General features: G+C 42.6%; 19 protein-coding genes. All 19 read left to right on the plus strand.

Going from position 1 to position 20,008, the window contains the following annotated elements; translation table 11 throughout:
- The first annotated feature begins 13 nt into the window (after positions 1–13).
- The 19 genes from ACE3T3_RS03065 to ACE3T3_RS03155 all read left to right on the plus strand — a co-directional run bounded on the left by ACE3T3_RS03065 (position 14) and on the right by ACE3T3_RS03155 (position 19,969).
- Positions 14–1,156: a hypothetical protein gene (locus ACE3T3_RS03065; RefSeq protein ID WP_374663932.1), complete on the plus strand. Its 1,143-nt coding sequence runs from the start codon at positions 14–16 to the stop codon at positions 1,154–1,156.
- The gene (locus ACE3T3_RS03070) at positions 1,153–2,253 is read left to right on the plus strand and encodes a phage BR0599 family protein (RefSeq protein WP_374663934.1); all 1,101 of its coding nucleotides are present in this window, start codon (positions 1,153–1,155) and stop codon (positions 2,251–2,253) included. The genes ACE3T3_RS03065 and ACE3T3_RS03070 overlap by 4 nt, the downstream gene beginning before the upstream one ends.
- 1 nt (position 2,254) lies before the next feature.
- Positions 2,255–2,470: a hypothetical protein gene (locus tag ACE3T3_RS03075; protein WP_374663936.1), complete on the plus strand. Its 216-nt coding sequence runs from the start codon at positions 2,255–2,257 to the stop codon at positions 2,468–2,470.
- On the plus strand, positions 2,467–2,688 hold the full coding sequence (locus ACE3T3_RS03080) for a hypothetical protein (RefSeq protein WP_374663938.1): 222 nt from the start codon (positions 2,467–2,469) through the stop codon (positions 2,686–2,688). The genes ACE3T3_RS03075 and ACE3T3_RS03080 overlap by 4 nt, the downstream gene beginning before the upstream one ends.
- Complete coding sequence (locus tag ACE3T3_RS03085) at positions 2,654–5,446, plus strand: phage tail protein (protein ID WP_374663940.1); 2,793 nt, start codon at positions 2,654–2,656, stop codon at positions 5,444–5,446. The genes ACE3T3_RS03080 and ACE3T3_RS03085 overlap by 35 nt, the downstream gene beginning before the upstream one ends.
- Positions 5,443–6,777: a hypothetical protein gene (locus ACE3T3_RS03090; protein ID WP_374663942.1), complete on the plus strand. Its 1,335-nt coding sequence runs from the start codon at positions 5,443–5,445 to the stop codon at positions 6,775–6,777. Before ACE3T3_RS03085 ends, ACE3T3_RS03090 begins: the two co-directional genes overlap by 4 nt.
- Before the next feature lie 54 nt (positions 6,778–6,831).
- Positions 6,832–7,113: a holin gene (locus ACE3T3_RS03095; RefSeq protein WP_374663944.1), complete on the plus strand. Its 282-nt coding sequence runs from the start codon at positions 6,832–6,834 to the stop codon at positions 7,111–7,113.
- A complete protein-coding gene (locus tag ACE3T3_RS03100; RefSeq protein ID WP_374663946.1) occupies positions 7,110–7,370 on the plus strand; it encodes a hypothetical protein in 261 nt (86 codons plus the stop codon). Before ACE3T3_RS03095 ends, ACE3T3_RS03100 begins: the two co-directional genes overlap by 4 nt.
- A complete protein-coding gene (locus ACE3T3_RS03105) occupies positions 7,351–7,938 on the plus strand; it encodes an N-acetylmuramidase family protein (RefSeq protein WP_374663989.1) in 588 nt (195 codons plus the stop codon). The genes ACE3T3_RS03100 and ACE3T3_RS03105 overlap by 20 nt, the downstream gene beginning before the upstream one ends.
- A gap of 1,260 nt (positions 7,939–9,198) precedes the next feature.
- Entirely contained in the window at positions 9,199–10,203 is a 1,005-nt protein-coding gene (locus tag ACE3T3_RS03110; protein ID WP_374663948.1) for a phosphotransferase family protein, read from the plus strand.
- Positions 10,200–10,526, plus strand: a complete 327-nt coding sequence (locus tag ACE3T3_RS03115) for a hypothetical protein (protein ID WP_374663949.1) — start codon at positions 10,200–10,202, stop codon at positions 10,524–10,526. The genes ACE3T3_RS03110 and ACE3T3_RS03115 overlap by 4 nt, the downstream gene beginning before the upstream one ends.
- A gap of 2 nt (positions 10,527–10,528) precedes the next feature.
- Complete coding sequence (locus ACE3T3_RS03120) at positions 10,529–11,260, plus strand: histidine phosphatase family protein (RefSeq protein ID WP_374663951.1); 732 nt, start codon at positions 10,529–10,531, stop codon at positions 11,258–11,260.
- Positions 11,257–12,417 carry an acyl-CoA dehydrogenase family protein gene (locus tag ACE3T3_RS03125; protein ID WP_374663953.1) on the plus strand — a complete coding sequence of 387 codons (1,161 nt, stop codon included), beginning with the start codon at positions 11,257–11,259 and terminating at the stop codon, positions 12,415–12,417. Before ACE3T3_RS03120 ends, ACE3T3_RS03125 begins: the two co-directional genes overlap by 4 nt.
- A 43-nt stretch (positions 12,418–12,460) precedes the next feature.
- Entirely contained in the window at positions 12,461–13,225 is a 765-nt protein-coding gene (locus tag ACE3T3_RS03130) for an SDR family NAD(P)-dependent oxidoreductase (RefSeq protein ID WP_374663955.1), read from the plus strand.
- Between the two features lie 22 nt (positions 13,226–13,247).
- Positions 13,248–15,125, plus strand: coding sequence for a sigma 54-interacting transcriptional regulator (locus ACE3T3_RS03135; RefSeq protein ID WP_374663957.1), 1,878 nt, complete (start codon positions 13,248–13,250; stop codon positions 15,123–15,125).
- A 148-nt stretch (positions 15,126–15,273) separates the two neighbouring features.
- On the plus strand, positions 15,274–16,905 hold the full coding sequence (locus ACE3T3_RS03140; RefSeq protein ID WP_374663991.1) for a long-chain-fatty-acid--CoA ligase: 1,632 nt from the start codon (positions 15,274–15,276) through the stop codon (positions 16,903–16,905).
- Between the two features lie 35 nt (positions 16,906–16,940).
- Positions 16,941–17,258 (plus strand): DUF485 domain-containing protein, encoded by a 318-nt coding sequence (locus ACE3T3_RS03145; protein WP_374663959.1) that lies wholly within the window; start codon positions 16,941–16,943, stop codon positions 17,256–17,258.
- Positions 17,251–18,903, plus strand: coding sequence for a cation/acetate symporter ActP (gene actP, locus ACE3T3_RS03150; RefSeq protein ID WP_374663961.1), 1,653 nt, complete (start codon positions 17,251–17,253; stop codon positions 18,901–18,903). The genes ACE3T3_RS03145 and actP overlap by 8 nt, the downstream gene beginning before the upstream one ends.
- 313 nt (positions 18,904–19,216) lie before the next feature.
- Complete coding sequence (locus ACE3T3_RS03155) at positions 19,217–19,969, plus strand: glucose 1-dehydrogenase (RefSeq protein ID WP_374663963.1); 753 nt, start codon at positions 19,217–19,219, stop codon at positions 19,967–19,969.
- The last annotated feature ends 39 nt before the right edge of the window (positions 19,970–20,008 follow it).

Below are 20,008 nucleotides of genomic sequence, written 5' to 3' on the forward strand. Positions count from 1 at the left end.
TTTAAGGAGCAATATGAAAATCCAAACCACACTTTTTGGCGAACTTGTATTGCTCACTGAATGCACGTTGGTCGGTTCATCCGAGTCACTGTCTTTCAGCACATATATGTTTGAATCGCACAACGGCGCAGAGCAGCGCACCGCGTTGCGTGAAACTGCAGCCCAGGTGCTCAATATTGATTATGTGACTTTCCGAAAGGCTGTGGGGCAAAATTTCAATGTGCTATATGGCGGATTGCGCTTAAAGTGGGCTGTGCCGGTAGATATTGAATGGCAGCGCGTTGCCGCCGCATCGGGTGATTTTATTACCTGCAATACGGCAATTTATGATTATCGGCAAGATTCCCTGGCATTAATCAAAAAAGGCAGTGAGCGTATTGTTGTTGAAATTCAAGAAGTACGTAGCGATGGACTCAAGTTGCATCAATCCATAGACCTGCAAAACTTCACAATATGCCCGCTTCGAGTGGGCTTTTTGTTGGGCGACGTTTCAGCACCGATCAATGCGGTTTGGAGTCAGCCCAAACTGCAATTTCAGGTACTGGATGCGCCGCACATAGCTGCACCGGTTCCGGCTCAGTTTTTGAGTCACGACATATATTTCAAGCGGTTGCTGCTGGAGGGAGATTCGCTGAATGTCACGGTGCTGCAGCATCAAACAGTTGTTGATTTTGGCCTTGGCCCGATCGATCAGCATACAAATTGGTTGCACGCCAAATACGGCAAACCGATGCGCTCATTGATGAAAACTCAAGCCGAGCTGCATGAATACCGCCAGTTTTTGTTCCGCCGGTTGGGCATGTTCAGGCCGTATTGGATGCCCACCTTTGAGCGTAATTTCTATGTAAAAAGCACAGGACATGTAGCCGCTGTGCTGGATGTTGAATCCAATCAATATTTAGAGTTTGCTGCGCACCGCAAGCATATCGCAATCAAAGCAAAGGATGCTTGGACAGCACACACAATCACAGCTGCGGCAAAAAATGGTGTTAATACAAGACTGACCATTTCACCGGCATTAAATAAGCCTGCGGCCAGCATACAAATGATCAGCTATTTAGGCCTGCACCGGCTGAATAATGATTCAACTGATATTCAATATAAGGGTGCAAATATCACCGAGTCTGCGGTTTCAATTTTGGAGATAGAGCCATGATGCAATTTTTTAAGCGAGTGCTGGGCAATGGCCGCGAAACAATTGCCCGGCGCGAGCTGTATCTTTTTAAAACGGGTTCGGTCGTTCGCGCGTATACAAACGGTGATGCTTTTGTTGAACACCTGGGGTATTCGTTTGAACCGCATGTACTGAAGCGCGGCAGGCATAAATCCAGCACGTCTCTTGAAAAAGAAGTCATGGATATTGAATTTTCTCTGCAGTCTGAATTAGCGCAGAACCTTTCACGTTCTGAACTTGAAGAGCTGACAACGGTTGAAATGTTTGCTTATGAGGGCACCCAATTTAATCAGTTCTGGTCGGGCCGCTTAGTCAAAGTGAAGCCTAAAAGTGACGGTATTACGTTGCAGTTTGAAACTGAATACACAAAAGTGGGCCGCAATGCTGTTACGCGTAAAATTCAGGGGCCTTGCCCATATCGCGTATTCAGTGATGAGTGCCGGCTAAATAAAGATGATTATGCAGTCAAAACTACAATCAAAAGCATTGATAAGCTGAATGTGGTGCTGCGCGGGCTTGAATCATACGCAGACAATTATTTCAAAATCGGCATGATTGAAGCGCCGGGCGGCGTGCTGATCACAATTGATGAAAGCAAGCAGAATTCGCTGATTCTGAAACGCCGCTATGACAGCTTTTCTAAATATGCGCTTGACGATGCACATCTCGCCGCATTGCAGGCAATTATCACAGACAAACAGTTGCTTTTAGATGCTGCGCAGCTTGAATTAAGCAATGCTCAAGATGATTTAGCAATCAAAACACAAGCTGAAATTGACGCACATGCAGCGGTCGATGCTGCTGATCCTGAAGCTGATGGCTATCAAGAATTGCTTGATGCGCTGGCATTGGCGCAAACAGAAAAACTGCAGGCTGAAACGGTAGTTTCAGACAAAACTGCAGCGCTTTCTGTAGCTGAAACCGAACTGCGGGCAGCAAAAGATGCAATCCCGCACGTGACACTTTATCCGGGCTGCATGCGGACCCCAGCTGCATGCAAGGCCTACGGCAACATGCCGAATTATGGCGGCTTTCCCTTTGTGCCGACTGATAACCCACTGGAGAAACAGGTGATCTGATATGGAAATGTTGATTTATGCAGTAGTCGCTATTGTCGTTTCGCTAATTGTCAGCTACTCAATGGCGCGCAGCCAGCAGAATAAAATTTCTGCACAGGACGTAGAAATCACCACGGCCGAAGAGGGGGTAACAAACAAAGTAGTGCTCGGCACGCGTGACGTAAAAGCAAGTGTCGTGTGGTTCGGCGATCAAGCAACACAGGCGATTAGAAAATGAAAATTTATATTCGGCACATCCGAGCGGCGGGGTACTGCAGAAAAGAGGGCGTTAAGCCTTTTTTTGATGCCCAAAAATGGGATTGGCCAGACTTTTTAGCGAACGGCATTGATGCTGACATTGTTGAAAAAACAAATGATGCGATGGCTTTAAAAATTGTAGAAATTGCACAGGCGGAAGAAGATGAGCGGCGGAAAGAAGCAAACAGTCGGGCATAAGTATTATGTAGGCTTTCATGCAGTGCTGGCGCATGCAGGCGCGTACTTGCGCAGAATCTGGGTAGAAGACAAAGAAGCCTGGTATGGTGGTGTCGGCAATGAATCCAGCCGTATATCACAGCCGAATTTATTCGGCGGTGATGATTCCAGCGGCGGTATCGCCGGCGACTTCAATTATTACATTGGCACACCGGATCAGCAGCCTGACCCTTACTTAGAGTCAATTCTAGGCGCCGGCAACGTGCCGGCATACCGCGGCGTCAGCTCATTTGTCTGGAAGCAAGGATATATCGGCAATCAGAATTACATGAAGGACTGGAAGTACCGCGTTTCGTATGTGGGCGGCATCAATTCAAATGTGACAAATACACCATCAAATTTTGTCTTTGCTTTTGACTGCTCAAAATCATTATCTGTAAATGATTTTGTGCGTCTTAAAAACACGCTCTCAAGCATCGTGAATACACTGATTTTTTTTAAAGAGACGTATTTTAACTGTGTGATGAATGTGCGTGTGATTGCATTTGATGCAACAGTCACATTCAAGGATTTTATTGATTTTCAAGTCAGTGATGCCGGCGCATTCGGTGATTTTATTGCTAAAAAAGATCAAGTCAGCGGTAATTCATTCACTGCAATGATGAGCACCGGCTATGCATTTTTTGCTGAAAACTCAAGCGCAACGCGAAATACATTTGCGATTATTGCAGATGGGCAGGATGTGACAGCTGCGCATACAGCAACAGCGCAGGGCCATTTCAGCACTGTGAAGCATTTTTGCTTATACACACAATTCATTAAAGATGCGGGCAATGCAGATATGCCGGATCATATCGCGCTCTCAAGTCTTGACAACACACCAGAAGACAACTGGTGGCGCTCTGATTTGAATTATGGCGGCGGTTTTTTGTGTCCAAAAATTTGGACAGATGACGGCTCTGCACTGATTAATGAAGAGGCATGGTTTGGCGTCCGCACCGGTGAGCCTGACATGAATCCAGCGGATATGCTGTGGCTGTGCATCACAAATGTGCAATGGGGGCTTGGACAGCCTGAATCGGCGCTGGATAAAGACTCATTTCTTGAAGCGTGGCGTGTGCTGAACACTGAAGACATGTATATGAGCATTGTGTTTGATGATGAAGGGCAGATTCAAAACATCATCAATCTGATTTGCGAGCACATTGATGCGTCTTGTTTTGTTGATAAAAAAACAAATAAATGGACATTAAAGCTGATTCGCGATGACTATGAAGCAGAATCTTTGGTTGTGCTGGATGAATCTAATGTGCGTTCAATCTCCGACTATGAAATACGTACTGCTGCGGAGCAGGTCAATCAAGTCACTATGACCTACTGGAATAAAGAAACCGGTAAAAATGCGACATCAACCGCACAAGATCCCGCGCGTATTGCGCAAAACGGTTTAGTTAATAAGCCTGTTGAATACGATGGCTTTACCAATGCAGCCACCGCATATCGTGCGGCAGAGCGTGATTTGCATGCGCTTTCAAGTCCGCTGAAAGTGGTCACATTGAATGAAGTGCATCCCGATTTTGGCCGCAAGCTGTCGGTCGGCGATGCTTTTACCTGGAACTGGAATGTTCATGGTGTCGCAGGCGCAATCATGCGCGTAAAGTCGATTGATTACGGTGATGCGCATGATCTTAGTGTAAAAATTGAAGCGATTGAGGATGTATTCAGCACACCAATGAACTCAGTAGCACCCTATGTGCCGCCTGCGGAAAATCCTGCAATTCAGCCGCCGCAGGACAATCCGACAGTCCGTGTGATCGAGCTGCCGTATTTTGATGCTGTGCAATTAGCGAGTGAGTCAGAAGTGAATGCGGAGCTCGCCGCTGATCCAACGCTTTCAAAGGTGGCTGTGATTGCGGCGCGACATCAGCGCAATTCAATTAATGCAGACGTTCAGACTGGGCAGGGCAGCTATAGCACAAAAGCAACATTGGACTATTGTCCATCTGCACTATTAAGTGCAGATATTGACCGCATGCAGACTGTACTTTCAATTAAAGACGGTACAGATCTGAATCTAGTTGAGATAAATGAATGGCTGCTGCTTGGTGACGAAAAGCTTGCTGTTACTGCAATTGATCTGGTTGCAAACACAGTTACAGTCAAACGCGGTGTGCTTGGGACTGTTCCAGCGATTCATGCAGCTGACGCGCGGCTTTATTTCTGCGATCAATGGCTGGCGGTAGACAATACAGACTACTATGCCGGTGAAAGCGTAAATGCCAAAGTATTGACAAATACCAGCTCTGCACAACTTTCAGCAGCTTTGGCAACTGAGCATTCAATCACATTGCGCGGTGAGGCAAATCGCCCTTATCCGCCAGCAAATGTCAAAATTAATGGTGAGTATTATCCAGCTGAAATTGAAACAGACTTGGTTTTAACGTGGGTAGATCGCAATCGTGTGCAGCAAACGGGCGGTTCAATTCTTGGTTGGACTGATGGTGGCGTTACAATTGAAAGTGGCACTTCAACAATGCTGACTATCAAAGAGCTTGATGCAGATGGCCTAGTTGTTGCGACGCACAACGTAGATGCCACTGGAACCAACACTTACACTTTAGCAATTTCAGCAATGCAAGCCGAAACAGGTTCTATTGAAGTAACAGCAAAAACAGTGAGAGATGGATATGATTCATATCAATTTTTTCAACACACTGTAGGGCTTTCAATCTTCTTTAGCGCGCCATACGATATTTGGGAAACGGTGACGATAACATGAGTGTTCAAATTGACTATGAATTTTTGATCGACGGCAGTTACAGTGCTGCAAATTATTATCGGTCTGAAACAACAATGAATCCTGAATCTATGCCTGTTGCCACTGCAACAGGCATAGATGTTTTGACATACGCAGATACAACGGCAGAAATCAATAAAACTTATTACGTGCGATTTGGGTCGTATAATTCGACAACTGAGAAAATCAGTAATGAGATTGTTGTGGACACAACAGCGGGTCTGTGGTTCGGAAATAAAAAAGTGATGTTTGACTTAACAAGAGCAGCAAGTAACTTTAATACTTTTGAGTCAAGCGCAACAAGATCAACCTTGGGTGCCAGTTTAGGTGATACGTATAAATGGTTAGGTGGAGTCTTAGCACCAAACGGTAAAATTTATTGTGTTCCCCGTGACGCCGCAGACATCTTAATTATTGACCCATCCACTAATACCGCAACACGCTCAAATATGGGGGTTAGTTTAACGGGGAGTGAGAAGTGGGTAGGTGGAGTTCTAGCACCAAATGGTAAGATTTATTGTGTTCCTGAAAACGCTACAGACATCTTAATTATTGACCCATCCACTGATACCGCGACACGTTCAAATTTAGGTGCTAGTTTAAGCGGTACGGGTAAATGGCTAGGTGGAGTCTTAGCACCAAACGGAAAGATTTATTGTGCTCCAGTAAATGCAACAGACATTTTAATTATTGACCCTGAAACTAACACCGCAACACGCTCAAATATGGGTGCCAGTTTAAGCGGTACGAGTAAATGGCAGGGTGGAGTTCTAGCACCAAACGGTAAAATTTATTGTGTTCCCCGTGACGCCGCAGACATCTTAATTATTGACCCATCCACTAATACCGCAACACGCTCAAATATGGGGGTTAGTTTAACGGGGAGTGAGAAGTGGGTAGGTGGAGTTCTAGCACCAAATGGTAAGATTTATTGTGTTCCATTAAATGTAACAGGCATCTTAATCATTGACCCTGAAACTAATACTGCAATACTCTCAAATTTAGGTGCTAGTTTAGGTGATACGTATAAATGGCTAGGTGGAGTCTTAGCACCAAACGGAAAGATTTATTGTGCTCCAGTAAATGCAACAGACATTTTAATTATTGACCCATCCACTGATACCGCGACACGTTCAAATTTAGGTGCTAGTTTAAGCGGTACGGGTAAATGGTATAGCGGCGTTTTAGCCGCAAACGGTAAAATTTATTGTGTTCCGAATAATGCAACAGACATTTTAATTATTGACAAAAACCCAAGCGTCCCTGCTTTAGATATAAAAGATTGTCTTAGTCCTCATTTAAATAAGGTATAAATATTTCATAGCCCCAATCGGGGCTTTTTTAATGTCAAAAAAATAGGGGGATTCATGCAAGAGCATGAGAAAAATTTACTGCTGCTCATTGTTATTGGGGCTGCGATTGGCTTTGCTAAATTGCTTGTATCTGACGAAAAGTTGTCATGGCGCTTAGCAATCGGCAGAACAATTTTAGGTTCAGCAACATCAACAATTGCGGGGGCTGTTGTATTGCAAATTCCAGACATTGAGCCACTTGCGCTGATTGCGATTGCGGCGGCACTAGGGATTTTAGGAAGTACATTTATCGAATCGTGGCTTAAACGTCAAGCGAGCAACTGGAGTATTAAATGAAATTGATTGATAATTGGAAACAGGCTTGGAAACTCAAGTCAGTACAAGTAGGCGCATTAAGCGCCTTTTTTTATGCCCTGATTTTATTTTCAGAGCAGTTTTTGAATATTTGGGTCTTAATTCCACAGGAACTCAAAAATAAAATTCCTGAAAATATTGCCGAATGGGTAGGGATGTTTGTCGGTGTGGCTATGGTGCTTGCTCGACTTAAGAAGCAGCCTGAATTACACGGGGAAGATCATGAAAAAATTGACTGATTCACAAATTCAGTCGCAAGCTCAGGCGCTCGGCATTGAAGTCGCAGCGCTTAAAGCTGTGATTGAAGTGGAATGTAAAGGATCTGGTTTCAACGCAGATAATACTCCAGTCATCTTATTTGAACGCCATGTCATGCGACAACGCTTGATCGCAAATGGCCAATCAAAGATCGCAGATAAAATGATGATTAAGCGCCCTGATCTATGCAATAAATCAGCCGGTGGCTATGGTTTGTATTCAGCCCAACATGGTCGCTTAAATGCTGCTGCGCAATACCATCGAGCTTCAGCTTTAGAGTCGGCTAGCTGGGGCATTGGGCAGGTCATGGGCTATCACTGGAAGGCTTTAGGATATGCATCTCTACAAGCATTTATAAATGCGATGTATAAAGATGAAGCTTCACAGCTTGATGCAATGTGTCGCTATATCAAAGTGAATGGCTTGATCAACGTACTCAAGAATAAAGACTGGAAAGCGTTTGCGCGTGGCTACAACGGTGCTGCTTATGCCAAAAATTCTTATGATGTGAAACTTGGTAATGCTTATAAAAAATGGTCAGTGAAATGAAGCTGGCCACTTTATTGCTGTGCATCCTCCTATCGGGCTGCACAGCTCATTCAATCTCAACAAAAGTTCACGTTACTGTTTGTGTGCAGTGCGTGAATTGAATTATTTTCCACTTCATCAATACTTCAACTCCTCACTTCACTCAAAACAACATATCTGTTTTTCAATCCAAGCGACCACCCGATTTCTTTATAAAAAGGTTCGCGGTTCTTTATTGTGTGTTCTATGTAAAAGTAGAGCCAAGTTTTCATTTTTATTTTTCAGTGATAGAGTTGTAGCTATTGATACTGTGTCAGAAGAAATTTAGCAATATTAAACAGATAAAATGACTGTGTCAGTGTTTGTGTCGTTGCTACTTAAGTTACTGATATTTATTGTATGTTATCAACCTTGACATCGTAGAGGTCACCAGTTCGAATCTGGTTAAACCTACCAAAATTCTGATTGATATTAATCAATAAATTGAGGGCGAAATTTTAAAAATTTCGCCTTTTTTATGTCAAATGGTTCAGCTTTGAGCCGTCAAAATACTCTGAATTTGTATTGCACATTACTTTTTATTGAGCTTTTGTATGCTATTTGGGGATTGCTGCATAGGTCTAAGAATGGAATGGCGCCCGTTTTCGGCCCCAAATAATGAAAGTTTAATAATGTACCAAAACCGCTTCAACGTGGTAAATCATAGCGTATCGCTGTACGGTATAATGGTTTGCGCTTCAGTGCAGTTCACGATACTGAGCAGGAATTCATTGCTTGAGTGAATGCAAAATTTCTCGATTTAAAACTTCAAGAATCTTTTCCTATCTCAAATAGATCTGACTTTTGAGCAATGATTTGAAAAATATTATGCAGATGCAAGGTCTAATTTGATTTTGTATACCGCTGAGTTTTAGCATCAAACTAAATTGTAATATTTCCATGATTGATCAAAGTTTGGTTGCAATAAGGTCAATTGGCTGTACGGTAGGTTTTTGGTGCAGTCTTTTTAGAGCGCTATTTTATTCTTATACAGCAAAACGATCAGAATATAATCGAAGGCATTTGTAAAATGCTTCAATCATAAAATAGCTCAATTCATTTTTTATAAAGTGAAATGATAAAGCGCATGATCCAGTTGAGATTAACCTCCATGAAGTTGTTTTCATAATTGAAATTAAATTTCAAAATTGAAAAGATTTTAAAAATATAAGATGTTGAAAATTAAATAAATTTTAAGTGGCATGCTCCTTGCTTAATACAGTGTAGAAAAGGAGATATGTTATGGATGGCATTCAGCTTCAAGGCTTACAAACGCTGTTATTGCAACGACTGGATTTTACAACAGACTCACCGATGACCATTAAGAAACTCAGTGGCGGGGCGATTCAGGAAAACTGGGCAATTCAGGGTCAACGTGATCATAGTGATTATGAAATTGTACTCAGAAAAAATGCAGAAACCAGTGTCGATGCAAGTTCAGACCGTAAACAAGAATATGACCTGTTACAGCGTTTATATGAATTAAATGTACGTGTGCCTGAACCATTATTATTTGAAGCCAAAGACAATATTTTAAATAGTGATTTTTTTGTGATGCAGAAAATTTCAGGCATTGCAGAAGGACATAAATTGGTCCGTTTGAATCAGCCTGAACAGCAAGTGGCGATTTTAAAAGATATTGGGCTACGACTGGCAGATCTGCATGCGATTTCATCTGATGCTGCAATTGAAAAAATTATTCCCAAGCCTGCCAAAGATGACTATTTAAATCAGTCGATTGCACTCTTGCAATCGCAATTACATAAGCTCAATAGCCATCGCCCAATTTTAGAATTCGCTATCTCTTGGATGAAGCAGCATCAGCCTGTGATTGATGATTTGGTTTTGGTACATGGGGATTATCGTACAGGCAATATCATGATTGACCATGATCACGTCTCTGGCATTTTAGATTGGGAATTTGCCCATTGGGGGGATCGCCGAGAGGATATTGGCTGGTTCACGGCAAAATGCTGGCGTTTTGGTCAGAACGCTCAAGTGGCGGGCGGCATCGGTGCATACAAAGATTTTATGCAAGCTTATGCTGAACGTGCAGATATTTTTATTCCTGAGTTTGAGCTGAAGTTTTGGCATGTGTTGGCCCATGTGCGTTGGGCGATTATTGCATTGCAACAAGCTAACCGAAATTTAGACAATACCCAGCCGTCTTTGGAACTGGCGCTGACCGCATTTCTCGTACCGCAATTAGAAAAAAATATTCTCGATATCATAGGGGATAAAGAATGAATCAAGCTCAAATTTTACAGCTCATTGATGCCAGCCAAGCCACTTTAAAACATGAGTTGCAGGTTAAGCATCCTGAGTCGAAATATCACTTATTGATGTTGCAACGCAGTTTTCAATTGTTGAAAAACTATATTGAAGTCGCTGCCCAGAATGAACAGCAACGGTTGGAAATTTTCCAAAATTATTTTCATTTTCCTGTGCATGATCCTGAACAAGGCACAGAACAATTGTGTGTTGAAATGGCGAAACAATCGGATTTACAAGCGTTGGAACTTTTGCAACAGTTGAATCAGCTTGACTTAAATATGATCAAGGCGGGTTAAGTATGCAATCGATACGCCTTTATTTGGTTCGGCATGGTCATGTGGACTATTTTGATGCGGATCAAAAACCGATCAATCCCAAATATGCGCCTTTATCTGCGCAGGGGGAACAGCAAATTGAATTGCTTGCGACACATTTGCAAGCAATTCAGATGGATCAAATTTTTTCTTCCACTATGCCGCGTTCAATTCAAACCGCAGAAATTTTGGCAAGGCAACAGGCGCATAAAGACATTGATTCTTATGATGCGATTCGTGAGATTAAATCAGGGAGGCTCAAAGACATTCCTGTAGATCAGGCAGAAGTGCTGATTAAAAAAGCCTATTACCCGAAAAAATTTGCTTTGAATGACTTTTTGCAGGGTGAATCTTGGGCGGATTTTGAAGCGCGGGTCATCGGGTGGTTTCAGCAGATGCTGATGCAACAGAGTCAGTCTAAGCCTCAGCAGAGCAAGCAGCATATTTTAGTTTCAGCGCATGATGCGGTGAATCGAATCGTATTGAATTGGGTGCAAGGTCTGCACAATCACGATGTGCAAGCGCAAGAACAAAACTATGCGTGTCTGAATATTATTGATGTTTATCTGCAAGATCAGCAGATCGTGGAAAGTCGCATTTTACTGCAAAATTTTACCGCTCATAACATCTTAAAAGTGAATGAATCTGAAAATGCTGTAGAGCATGTCTACAACATTTATATGAATAGTAATGGATTTAAAGGGGAAGTCGCATGAAAACGCTGAGTCAGGATTTAATTGAATTACAGCAAAAAGTTCGTAATTTTATTAACGATGTAGTTGTGCCTTATGAGCAAGACCCGCGTCAGGACAGTCATGGTCCGAGTGCTGAATTGCGTGCTGAATTGGTAGAAAAAGCGCGTGAACATGGTTTGCTGACGCCACATGCCAGTGTGGAAATGGGCGGTCAAGCATGGACACATTTACAAAAAGCGGTAGCTTTTGAAGAGGCAGGATATTCTCCATTGGGTCCGATTGCGATGAATATTCATGCACCGGATGAAGGCAATATTCATTTGATGGATATCGTGGCGAGTGAAGCGCAGAAACAACGTTGGCTCAAACCGATGGTGGAAGGCAAAATTCGTTCATGTTTTGCTATGACTGAACCTGCACCGGGCGCAGGTTCTGACCCCTCTATGTTATTGACGACAGCGACATTAGATGGTGATGACTATGTCATTAATGGACGTAAATGGTTGATTACAGGGGCAGATGGCGCTTCCGTGGCGATTATTATGGCGAAAATGGAAGATGGTTCTGCCTCAATGTTTTTGACCGATACCAATGTAGACGGCTTTATTTTAGAAAAAAATATGAATGCCATGGATTCCTGTTTTGCAGGTGGGCACGGTATTTTGCGTTTTGAAAATTTACGCATCCCGAAAGAAAACGTCTTGGGTGAAATTGGTAAAGGTTTTAAATATGCACAAGTGCGTTTAGCGCCGGCACGTTTAACCCACTGTATGCGTTGGTTAGGGCAAGCGCGCCGTGCGCACGATATTGCAACGCAATATGCACGTGAACGTGAATCTTTTGGTCAGCGTTTGGGAGATCATCAAGGCGTGGGCTTTATGCTGGCTGACAATGAAATGGATCTGCTAACCACACGTTTGTCGGTACATTATTGTGCGCAAGTTTTAGACCTAAACGATAAAGCCAACTATGAATCGAGTTTGGTTAAAGTGATCAGTTCTGAAAATATCTGGAAGGTCATTGATCGCAGTTTGCAGATTCTCGGTGGACAGGCGATCACCGATGAAAATCTAGTGTGCAAAATCTTTAAAGATGCGCGCGGTTTCCGTATTTATGATGGCGCCAATGAAGTGCACCGTATGAGTATTTCGAAAAAACTATTAAATAAAAAAATTTAAAACATCGCGTTCAGCATGCAATAAGACAGGATGAAATAAAAAAATGTTCGATTTAAAAGGAAAAAATATTCTGGTGACCGGTGCTTCAAGTGGATTGGGGCAGCATATTGCGGCGTTTTATGCACAGCAAGGCGCGAATATTATTATTTGCGCCCGCCGTGAGGAGCGTTTAAAACAGCTGCAAAGCCAGTTGGAACAGGATTATGGCATTAAAGTACATTCCTATACATTTGATATTAATGACCGTGCTGCTGTTCAAGCCATGCTGCAAGATTTAGAGCAAAAACAAGTCGCTGTAAATGTTTTGATTAATAATGCAGGCGTGGGCGATTCCAAACGCTTTTTAGACTATAGCGATCAGGATTGGGATGCAATTGTCGGTACCAATCTCAAAGCGCCGTGGATGTGTGCACAGGAAGTGGTGTCGCATATGGTGAAGCAGAAAGTGGCCGGTGCTGTGATTAACATTACCTCCATCCTGTCTGAAACCATTAATTTAGGTGTTTCGCCTTATTGCGCATCCAAAGCGGGCTTGAAACATTTAACAGAAGCAATGGCAGTGGAATTGGCGCGCTTTAATATCCGTGTTAATGCGATTGCACCGGGCTATATGGTGACTGAAATTAATGAAGATTATTTGACCAGTGAAGCAGGACAAGCCATTTTAAAACGTATCCCGATGCGTCGATTTGTTGAATTTTCCGATTTAAATGGTGCGCTATTATTGTTAGCATCAGAAGCAGGTCGAGGAATGACTGGCGTAGAAATAAAAGTTGATTGTGGGCATAGCTGTTCACCTATTTCATAGCAAAGCATAGGAAGATTGAAAGATGCTGAATCAAAAGCCGATTAATATTTTGGTGAGTTATATTAAAACGCCATCTGTTAATGGCTTTCGAGCATTGGCGGAACAGACGCTGGAAAAAATACCTACCGATAAAATTGGTTTTGTCGAATGTCATATTTCGGATGTGTTGGATGTTACGCAAAAATTGGTGGAAAATGGCAGTGAAATTTTACTCTGTACAGGTGCAACCGCACATTATTTGCAGAAGAAATTGCCGATCGAAGTGCATCCGATTCGTACAGGGGCTTTCGATGTCATTCAAGCCATTTCCAATCTCAAGCAGTATCAAAAAATTGCCTTATTGGGTAGCGCTTCAAGTGTCAATTTAACCCAATATTCCGATGTTTTTGCCCTAAAAATTCAGCAGTTTAGCTATGATTCTTATTTGGCTGCCAAAAAATCTGTCGAGTTGGCGCAGCAGCAAGATTTTGACGCGGTGATTGGTTCGCCGGTGGCTGTGGAAATGGCGCTGAGTCTCAACATGGCGGCACAGTTGGCAATCAGCAGCAACTCTTTACAGGATCATCTTTATAGTGCGCTACAACGCTTAGAGAAAATTCTTGAAGAAAAACAGCATACGCAGCGACTGACAGAAATTTTTAACCATTTGACCGATGGAATTTGCTTTATTTCAGATACCGGTAATATCCGCTTTATCAATCAATCCATGACGGCTTTATTGGGCATTAATGCGACATCGGTTTTAAATCAATCGGTGCATACGATTTTTCAGCATCTAGATTTGAATCTGGACAATAGTCATCAGATTCTTACCGTAGGGGCAAAAAAATTAGCCGTACATTTATCATTATTAAAAAATGAACACATCGATGGATTTATTCTCAGTGCGCAGGATTTGGAGAGTTTTGAAAAATCGAGCAGTGAGTTTCGTAAAGTTTCCAGCCGAAAATTCAATACTCGCTATCGTTTTTCAGATCTCGTTAGCAAAGACCCACAATTTTTACAAAGCATTGAATTGGCGCAGCAATATGCGCAAAGTGAAGCCACGATTTTAATCACAGGGGAAAGCGGCACCGGTAAGGAATTACTGGCGCAAAGTATTCATCAATACAGCGTCAGAGCCAAAGCGCCGTTTGTCGCTATTAACTGTGCGTCATTTCCTGAAAGCATTTTGGAAAGCGAACTTTTTGGTTATGAAGAAGGCGCTTTTACCGGTGCAAAGAAAAATGGCAAGGTTGGCCTGATTGAGGCGGCGCATAATGGCACGCTGTTTTTAGATGAAATTGGCGATATGCCCTTGCATTTACAAACCCGATTTTTACGGGTGTTGCAGGAACGCCAAATCAATCGCTTAGGCTCGGTTATCAGTCATCAGGTCAATATTCGCGTTTTGGCCGCTACGCATTGTGACCTTGAAGACAAAGTGAAAAAAGGCGAGTTTCGTGCAGACCTGTATTATCGTCTGAATATTTTACGGGTCTTTGTGCCTGCGCTTAGACAGCGCCGTGTTGATATTCTGGAATTGGTGTCGCATTTTTTAAATAAGCATGATCTAAAGATAGAGCAGTTGCCTGATCATCTGCTGAAAGCCTTACAAAAATATCATTGGCCGGGCAATATTCGTGAGCTGGAAAATATTATTGAGCGTTTGGCGGTGATGAGCCGTTTAGATCAAAGCATGTTGTCACCGCATTCGATTGAGCGGCATATTCCTGAGATTTTTCAAAAGCCTGATCAGCAGGAACAGCATCAGCCCTTAAAAGCAGTCAAAATTAATCAGGAATTGCAAATGATTGAACAGGCAATTGATGCTGCCGATGGCAATCTGGACATTGTGGCGCAAAATCTGAATATCAGCCGGACCACTTTGTGGCGCAAAATGAAGTTATTGAAAAATTAAAATCGGCGATATTTCATTATTGAAAATGGTTTCAGTTTTGGAATTTTTTATAAATCATAACTAATTGAAAAATAATAAATAAAAAGTTGGCATCATCATTGCAATAGTCTATCTGAACTCAATTGGGAAATTGTGTAAGGATATAAGAATCATGAATGGACTGATGATGCATTGCAATTTAAACATTATCTCAATCATGCGTCATGCAATGACGGTGCATGCGGAACAAGAAATTGTCTCTTTAAAATCTGATGGGACGACAGTGCATCGTTATCGCTATAAAGATGCGTTTAAACGTGTGGCGCAATTTGCCTATGCCTTAGATCAACTCAACATTTCTCAACAGGCCAAAGTCGGTACTTTGGCGTGGAATACTCATCAGCATATGGAACTGCATTATGCCATTCCATGTTCAGGGCGTATTTATCACACCATTAATCCCAAGCTTTTGGATGAGCAAATTCAACAAATTATTGGTGATGCACAAGACGAAGTACTTTTGGTTGAACCGGAAAATTTAGCCCTATTAGAACGTTTATATCCGAGTTTTAAACCATTTTTAAAGCAGGTGATTGTGCTGGGGGATATTGACCCGAACTTAACAGCAAGTTTTCCTTTTCAGTTTTATGAAGCTTTAATTCAGACCCAAGCAGAAAGTTATCCATGGCCAGACATTGATGAAACGCAGGCGAGCGGTTTGTGTTACACCTCGGGGACGACAGGACAACCCAAAGGCGTGTTGTATTCACACCGCAGTACCGTATTGCATGCAATGACCATGAGTATGGTGGAAGTGGTTGGGCTGCATTCGGGGAGTGTGATGATGCCGATGGTGCCGCTTTACCATATCAGTGCATGGGATATGCCATTCAATGCAGTTTTATGTGGTGCCAAGTTGGTATGGCCCAACCAGTTTGCAGGGCAGACAGACAAAATGGTGCAGTTGATGCAACAAGAACAGGTCGATATTTCTATGGCCGTGCCAACGGTCTGGACATCAATTAAAAATCATTTACTGCAACACCCGCAGATTCAACTGAAGTTAAAACGTGCCATTTCAGGCGGTTCATCTGCGCCACTAGCGCTGATCAAAAGTATGCAAGATTTAGGCATTCAACTGGAAAATGGTTGGGGCATGACTGAGACCAGCTCTTTAGGTGCAATTAACCGTACAGCGCTGATTTCGGAAAATTTTGATCAGCAAGTAGTGAAATGTGGCCGTCCAATTTTTGGCATGCAAATGCGCTTAAAGGATTTGGATGGTACCGAACTGCCTTTTGATGGGATACAAGAGGGCGTTCTGGAAATCCGTGGACATACAGTGGTTCAACAGTATCTGAATGCCTCAGAAGAACAGAAACAACAGCAAGCGAATCAACAATGGTTTGATACCGGCGATATCGCAACCATCGATGCGCAAGGTTATATGCATATTACCGACCGTGCCAAAGACATGATTAAGTCAGGCGGTGAATGGATCAGCAGCGTTGAAGTTGAAAATGCGGCGATGGGTTATCACAAAGTGCATGAAGCTGCCGTGATTGCCGTTGAACATGAAAAATGGGGCGAACGTCCTCTATTGGTTTTGGTGTCCAAGGACAATCAAAGCATTAGCCATGAAGAAATGCTTTCGTATTTATCCACGCTTTTACATAAATGGGCACTGCCTTCAGCTACGGTTGTGGTGAAAGACATTCCGCATACCCCCACAGGGAAAATCAGTAAAAAGCAACTTAGAGAACAATATCAGCACTATTTTCAGCAACTCAGTGCCGTATAGGTAATTAAAAAGCCATCAAAAAAAGGATTTTTGATATGCAAAATAATGAAAATATAGAAGTCGCGATTATTCAAAATACGCAATTTAAAAATATGGTCAAAGCCCGTAATCGCTTTGCCATGTGCTTAAGTTTCAGTGTGTTACTGATGTATTTTATCTTTATTGGAATTGCCAGCTTTTCTCCGCAAATTTTGGCACAAACTTTGGGTGACCGTGTGATGCCGATTGGCATGCCCATTGCAGCTTTGGTGATTATCCTAAGCTGGCTGATTACAGGAATTTATATTTACATTACCAATCAATATTTTGACCGCATCAAAGCAAAATTAAAGCAGGAGTATCAATATGAATAAATTATTCCTCCTGACTTTATTGATTGCCTCCAGCGGCCATGCACAGGCTGCAAGTTCACAAAGTCTAAACTGGACTGCAATAGGCATGTTTGCCACTGTGGTTTTGATTACTTTGATCATCACTTGGCGGGCAGCCCGAAAAACCCATTCCAAAGAAGATTTTTATACTGCGGGCGGTTCAATTTCAGCGCGGCAAAATGGCTTAGCGATTGCGGGAGACTATATGTCAGCATCCACTTTATTGGGTGCATCCAGTATGGTGTTTTTTAAAGGTTATGATGGCTTTATTTATGTCACAGGCTTTTTTGTCTGCTGGCCGATTTTAACTTTTTTAATGGCTGAACGTTTACGCAATTTGGGCAAATACACCTTTGCCGATATTGTGTCGTATCGCTTAGACCCGGATAAGACACGTATTTTGGCCACCTGTGGTTCGCTGATTGTGGTGTGTTGTTATCTGTTATTACAAATGGTGGGTGCAGGGCAGCTCATCAAACTGCTATTTGGTATTGATTATACCGTTGCTGTAGTTTTGGTCGGCTGTTTGATGTTGGTCTATGTCATGTTTGGCGGCATGTTGGCAACGACATGGATTCAAATTGTCAAAGCGATTTTATTGCTCTTCGGTGGCACAGTACTGGCATTCTTATGCTTAAGATACTTTGGTTTTAGCCTTGATAATTTAGCCGCAGCGGCAGTCAAAAACCATCAATTAGGACAAAAAGTGTTAGAACCGGGTTCGATGCTGTCCAATCCAATTAATGCCTTATCGACTTCATTGGGTTTGATTTTTGGCTTAGCAGGCTTACCGCATATTTTAATGCGTTTCTTTACCGTAGCGGATGCACAAGCTGCGCGTAAATCAGTCTTTTATGCTTCAGGTTATATCGGTTATTTCTTTATTTTAGTTTGTCTGCTCGGTTATGCCGCAATTTCAATTATCGGCACCAATCCTAGTTTTTATGTTGATGGCAAACTCGGTGGTGAATTGATTGGTGGCTCCAATATGGTGGCGATCCATCTTGCAGGCGCATTAGGCGGCAATCTGTTGTTAGGCTTTCTTTCAGCGGTTGCATTTGCCACGATTCTTGCTGTGGTTGCAGGTTTGACCTTGGCGGGCGCATCTGCAATTTCGCATGACTTATTCCAAAAAGTCATTAAAAAAGGTCAAGCGACTGAAAAACAAGAAATGGCAGTGTCCAGAATGGCAGTAATTGCACTCGGACTCATTGCGATTGCTTGCGGTATTTTATTTGAAAAAATGAATATTACCTTCTTGATGGGGCTGACTTTTGGAATCGCGGCATCGGCAAATTTCCCTGTGCTGTTTTTAGCGATGTATTGGAAAGACCTCACCACCAAGGGTGCGCTTTGGGGTGGTTTCACCGGCATTATTTCAGCGATTGTTTTAGTGATTTTGTCGCCAACGGTGTGGGTCGGCGTGTTGGGCTATGCGCAAGCGATTTTCCCTTATGACAATCCTGCATTATTTTCCATGCCTTTGGCCTTTATCGTTAGTTGTGCAGTTTCTTTGATGGATCGTAGTGAACGCGCGGCAATAGATCGGGCAGGTTTTGAACAGCAAGTGGTACGTTCGGAATTGGGGGCGAAGCAAGCGGATTTGGAAAAAGCGCCTGTACATTAAATCAAGTGCTGTCGTGGTCATGCCTTGATTGGTAAAAGTATTTTAATTTAACAATGAATGGATCTCTTGTAAAAGTCAGAAAATGATCATGAATTGATAGGCAGATTAATATTGAAAGTACCTTCTCTTGTGCCCTATATGGCTCAGTGAGAAGGTTTGGGGGGAGGAGAATTTTTCATATAAATCCTCTCCCTCTTGCGCGTAACTACGCTCATCCTTTAAAAGGAGGTACTTTCTTTATGAATTAATGATTGATCAAAAATGAACTTCAGCAAGAGGTTTAGTGTTTGGGTTTTAATCGTAAGGAAGAAGTATGTTAAATCTTAAGGATAAAGTTGCCATTATTACAGGTGCAGGTTCGGGCTTTGGTGAAGCGATTGCAAAACAATTTGCTCAACAAGGTGCAACCGTTGCAATCTTGGATCTGAATTTACAAGCGGCAGAACGCGTTGCCAATGAAATTGGTGGCAAAGCCATTGCTGTTCAGGTTGATGTAGGTGATTTTGATGCAGTGCAAAATGCGGTGGCCCAAGTCCGTGACCAACTTGGGACGGTTAATATTTTGGTCAATAATGCCGGAGTTACCCATAAAAATATGCCGATGTTAGAGGTCGATGAAGCGTCCTTTGATCAAGTGTTTCGGGTTAATGTTAAGTCGATTTTCAATTTTTCCCATGCGGTGATTCCGATGATGCGTGAGCAAAAGAGTGGGGTCATTCTCAACATTGGATCTGTTGCAGGTATTCGTCCTCGTCCCGGGTTGATGTGGTACAACGGCTCTAAAGGCGCGGTGAATATGTTATCCAAGTCGATGGCAGTTGAGCTTGCACCGTGGAATATTCGCGTCAATGCCATTTGTCCAACGTTGGGCGCAACAGGTATTTTAGAGTCCGCGATGGGCGTGCCGGATACCCCTGAAAATCGAGTGAAATTTATTGCATCGATTCCAATGGGGCGTTTTGTGGAAACCGAAGATGTTGCCAATGCTGCGTTATATTTAGTTTCTGATCAGGCGGCATTTATTACCGGAGTTGAATTTCCAGTCGATGGTGGCAGAACAGTTTAATGTTGATGTGATTTCAAGGTTAAAACTGAAAATAAAAAG

The sequence above is a fragment of the Acinetobacter sp. genome (assembly GCF_041919735.1).
Taxonomy (GTDB): domain Bacteria; phylum Pseudomonadota; class Gammaproteobacteria; order Pseudomonadales; family Moraxellaceae; genus Acinetobacter.

Coding starts and splice junctions, on each gene's coding strand:
- ACE3T3_RS03075 (WP_374663936.1), top strand. CDS start 2,255: ATGGAAATGTTGATTTATGCAGTAGTCGCTATTGTCGTTTCGCTAATT.
- ACE3T3_RS03080 (WP_374663938.1), top strand. CDS start 2,467: ATGAAAATTTATATTCGGCACATCCGAGCGGCGGGGTACTGCAGAAAA.
- ACE3T3_RS03095 (WP_374663944.1), top strand. CDS start 6,832: ATGCAAGAGCATGAGAAAAATTTACTGCTGCTCATTGTTATTGGGGCT.
- ACE3T3_RS03115 (WP_374663949.1), top strand. CDS start 10,200: ATGAATCAAGCTCAAATTTTACAGCTCATTGATGCCAGCCAAGCCACT.
- ACE3T3_RS03090 (WP_374663942.1), top strand. CDS start 5,443: ATGAGTGTTCAAATTGACTATGAATTTTTGATCGACGGCAGTTACAGT.
- ACE3T3_RS03120 (WP_374663951.1), top strand. CDS start 10,529: ATGCAATCGATACGCCTTTATTTGGTTCGGCATGGTCATGTGGACTAT.
- ACE3T3_RS03155 (WP_374663963.1), top strand. CDS start 19,217: ATGTTAAATCTTAAGGATAAAGTTGCCATTATTACAGGTGCAGGTTCG.
- ACE3T3_RS03110 (WP_374663948.1), top strand. CDS start 9,199: ATGGATGGCATTCAGCTTCAAGGCTTACAAACGCTGTTATTGCAACGA.
- ACE3T3_RS03100 (WP_374663946.1), top strand. CDS start 7,110: ATGAAATTGATTGATAATTGGAAACAGGCTTGGAAACTCAAGTCAGTA.
- actP (WP_374663961.1), top strand. CDS start 17,251: ATGAATAAATTATTCCTCCTGACTTTATTGATTGCCTCCAGCGGCCAT.
- ACE3T3_RS03130 (WP_374663955.1), top strand. CDS start 12,461: ATGTTCGATTTAAAAGGAAAAAATATTCTGGTGACCGGTGCTTCAAGT.
- ACE3T3_RS03145 (WP_374663959.1), top strand. CDS start 16,941: ATGCAAAATAATGAAAATATAGAAGTCGCGATTATTCAAAATACGCAA.
- ACE3T3_RS03125 (WP_374663953.1), top strand. CDS start 11,257: ATGAAAACGCTGAGTCAGGATTTAATTGAATTACAGCAAAAAGTTCGT.
- ACE3T3_RS03070 (WP_374663934.1), top strand. CDS start 1,153: ATGATGCAATTTTTTAAGCGAGTGCTGGGCAATGGCCGCGAAACAATT.
- ACE3T3_RS03065 (WP_374663932.1), top strand. CDS start 14: ATGAAAATCCAAACCACACTTTTTGGCGAACTTGTATTGCTCACTGAA.
- ACE3T3_RS03135 (WP_374663957.1), top strand. CDS start 13,248: ATGCTGAATCAAAAGCCGATTAATATTTTGGTGAGTTATATTAAAACG.
- ACE3T3_RS03085 (WP_374663940.1), top strand. CDS start 2,654: ATGAGCGGCGGAAAGAAGCAAACAGTCGGGCATAAGTATTATGTAGGC.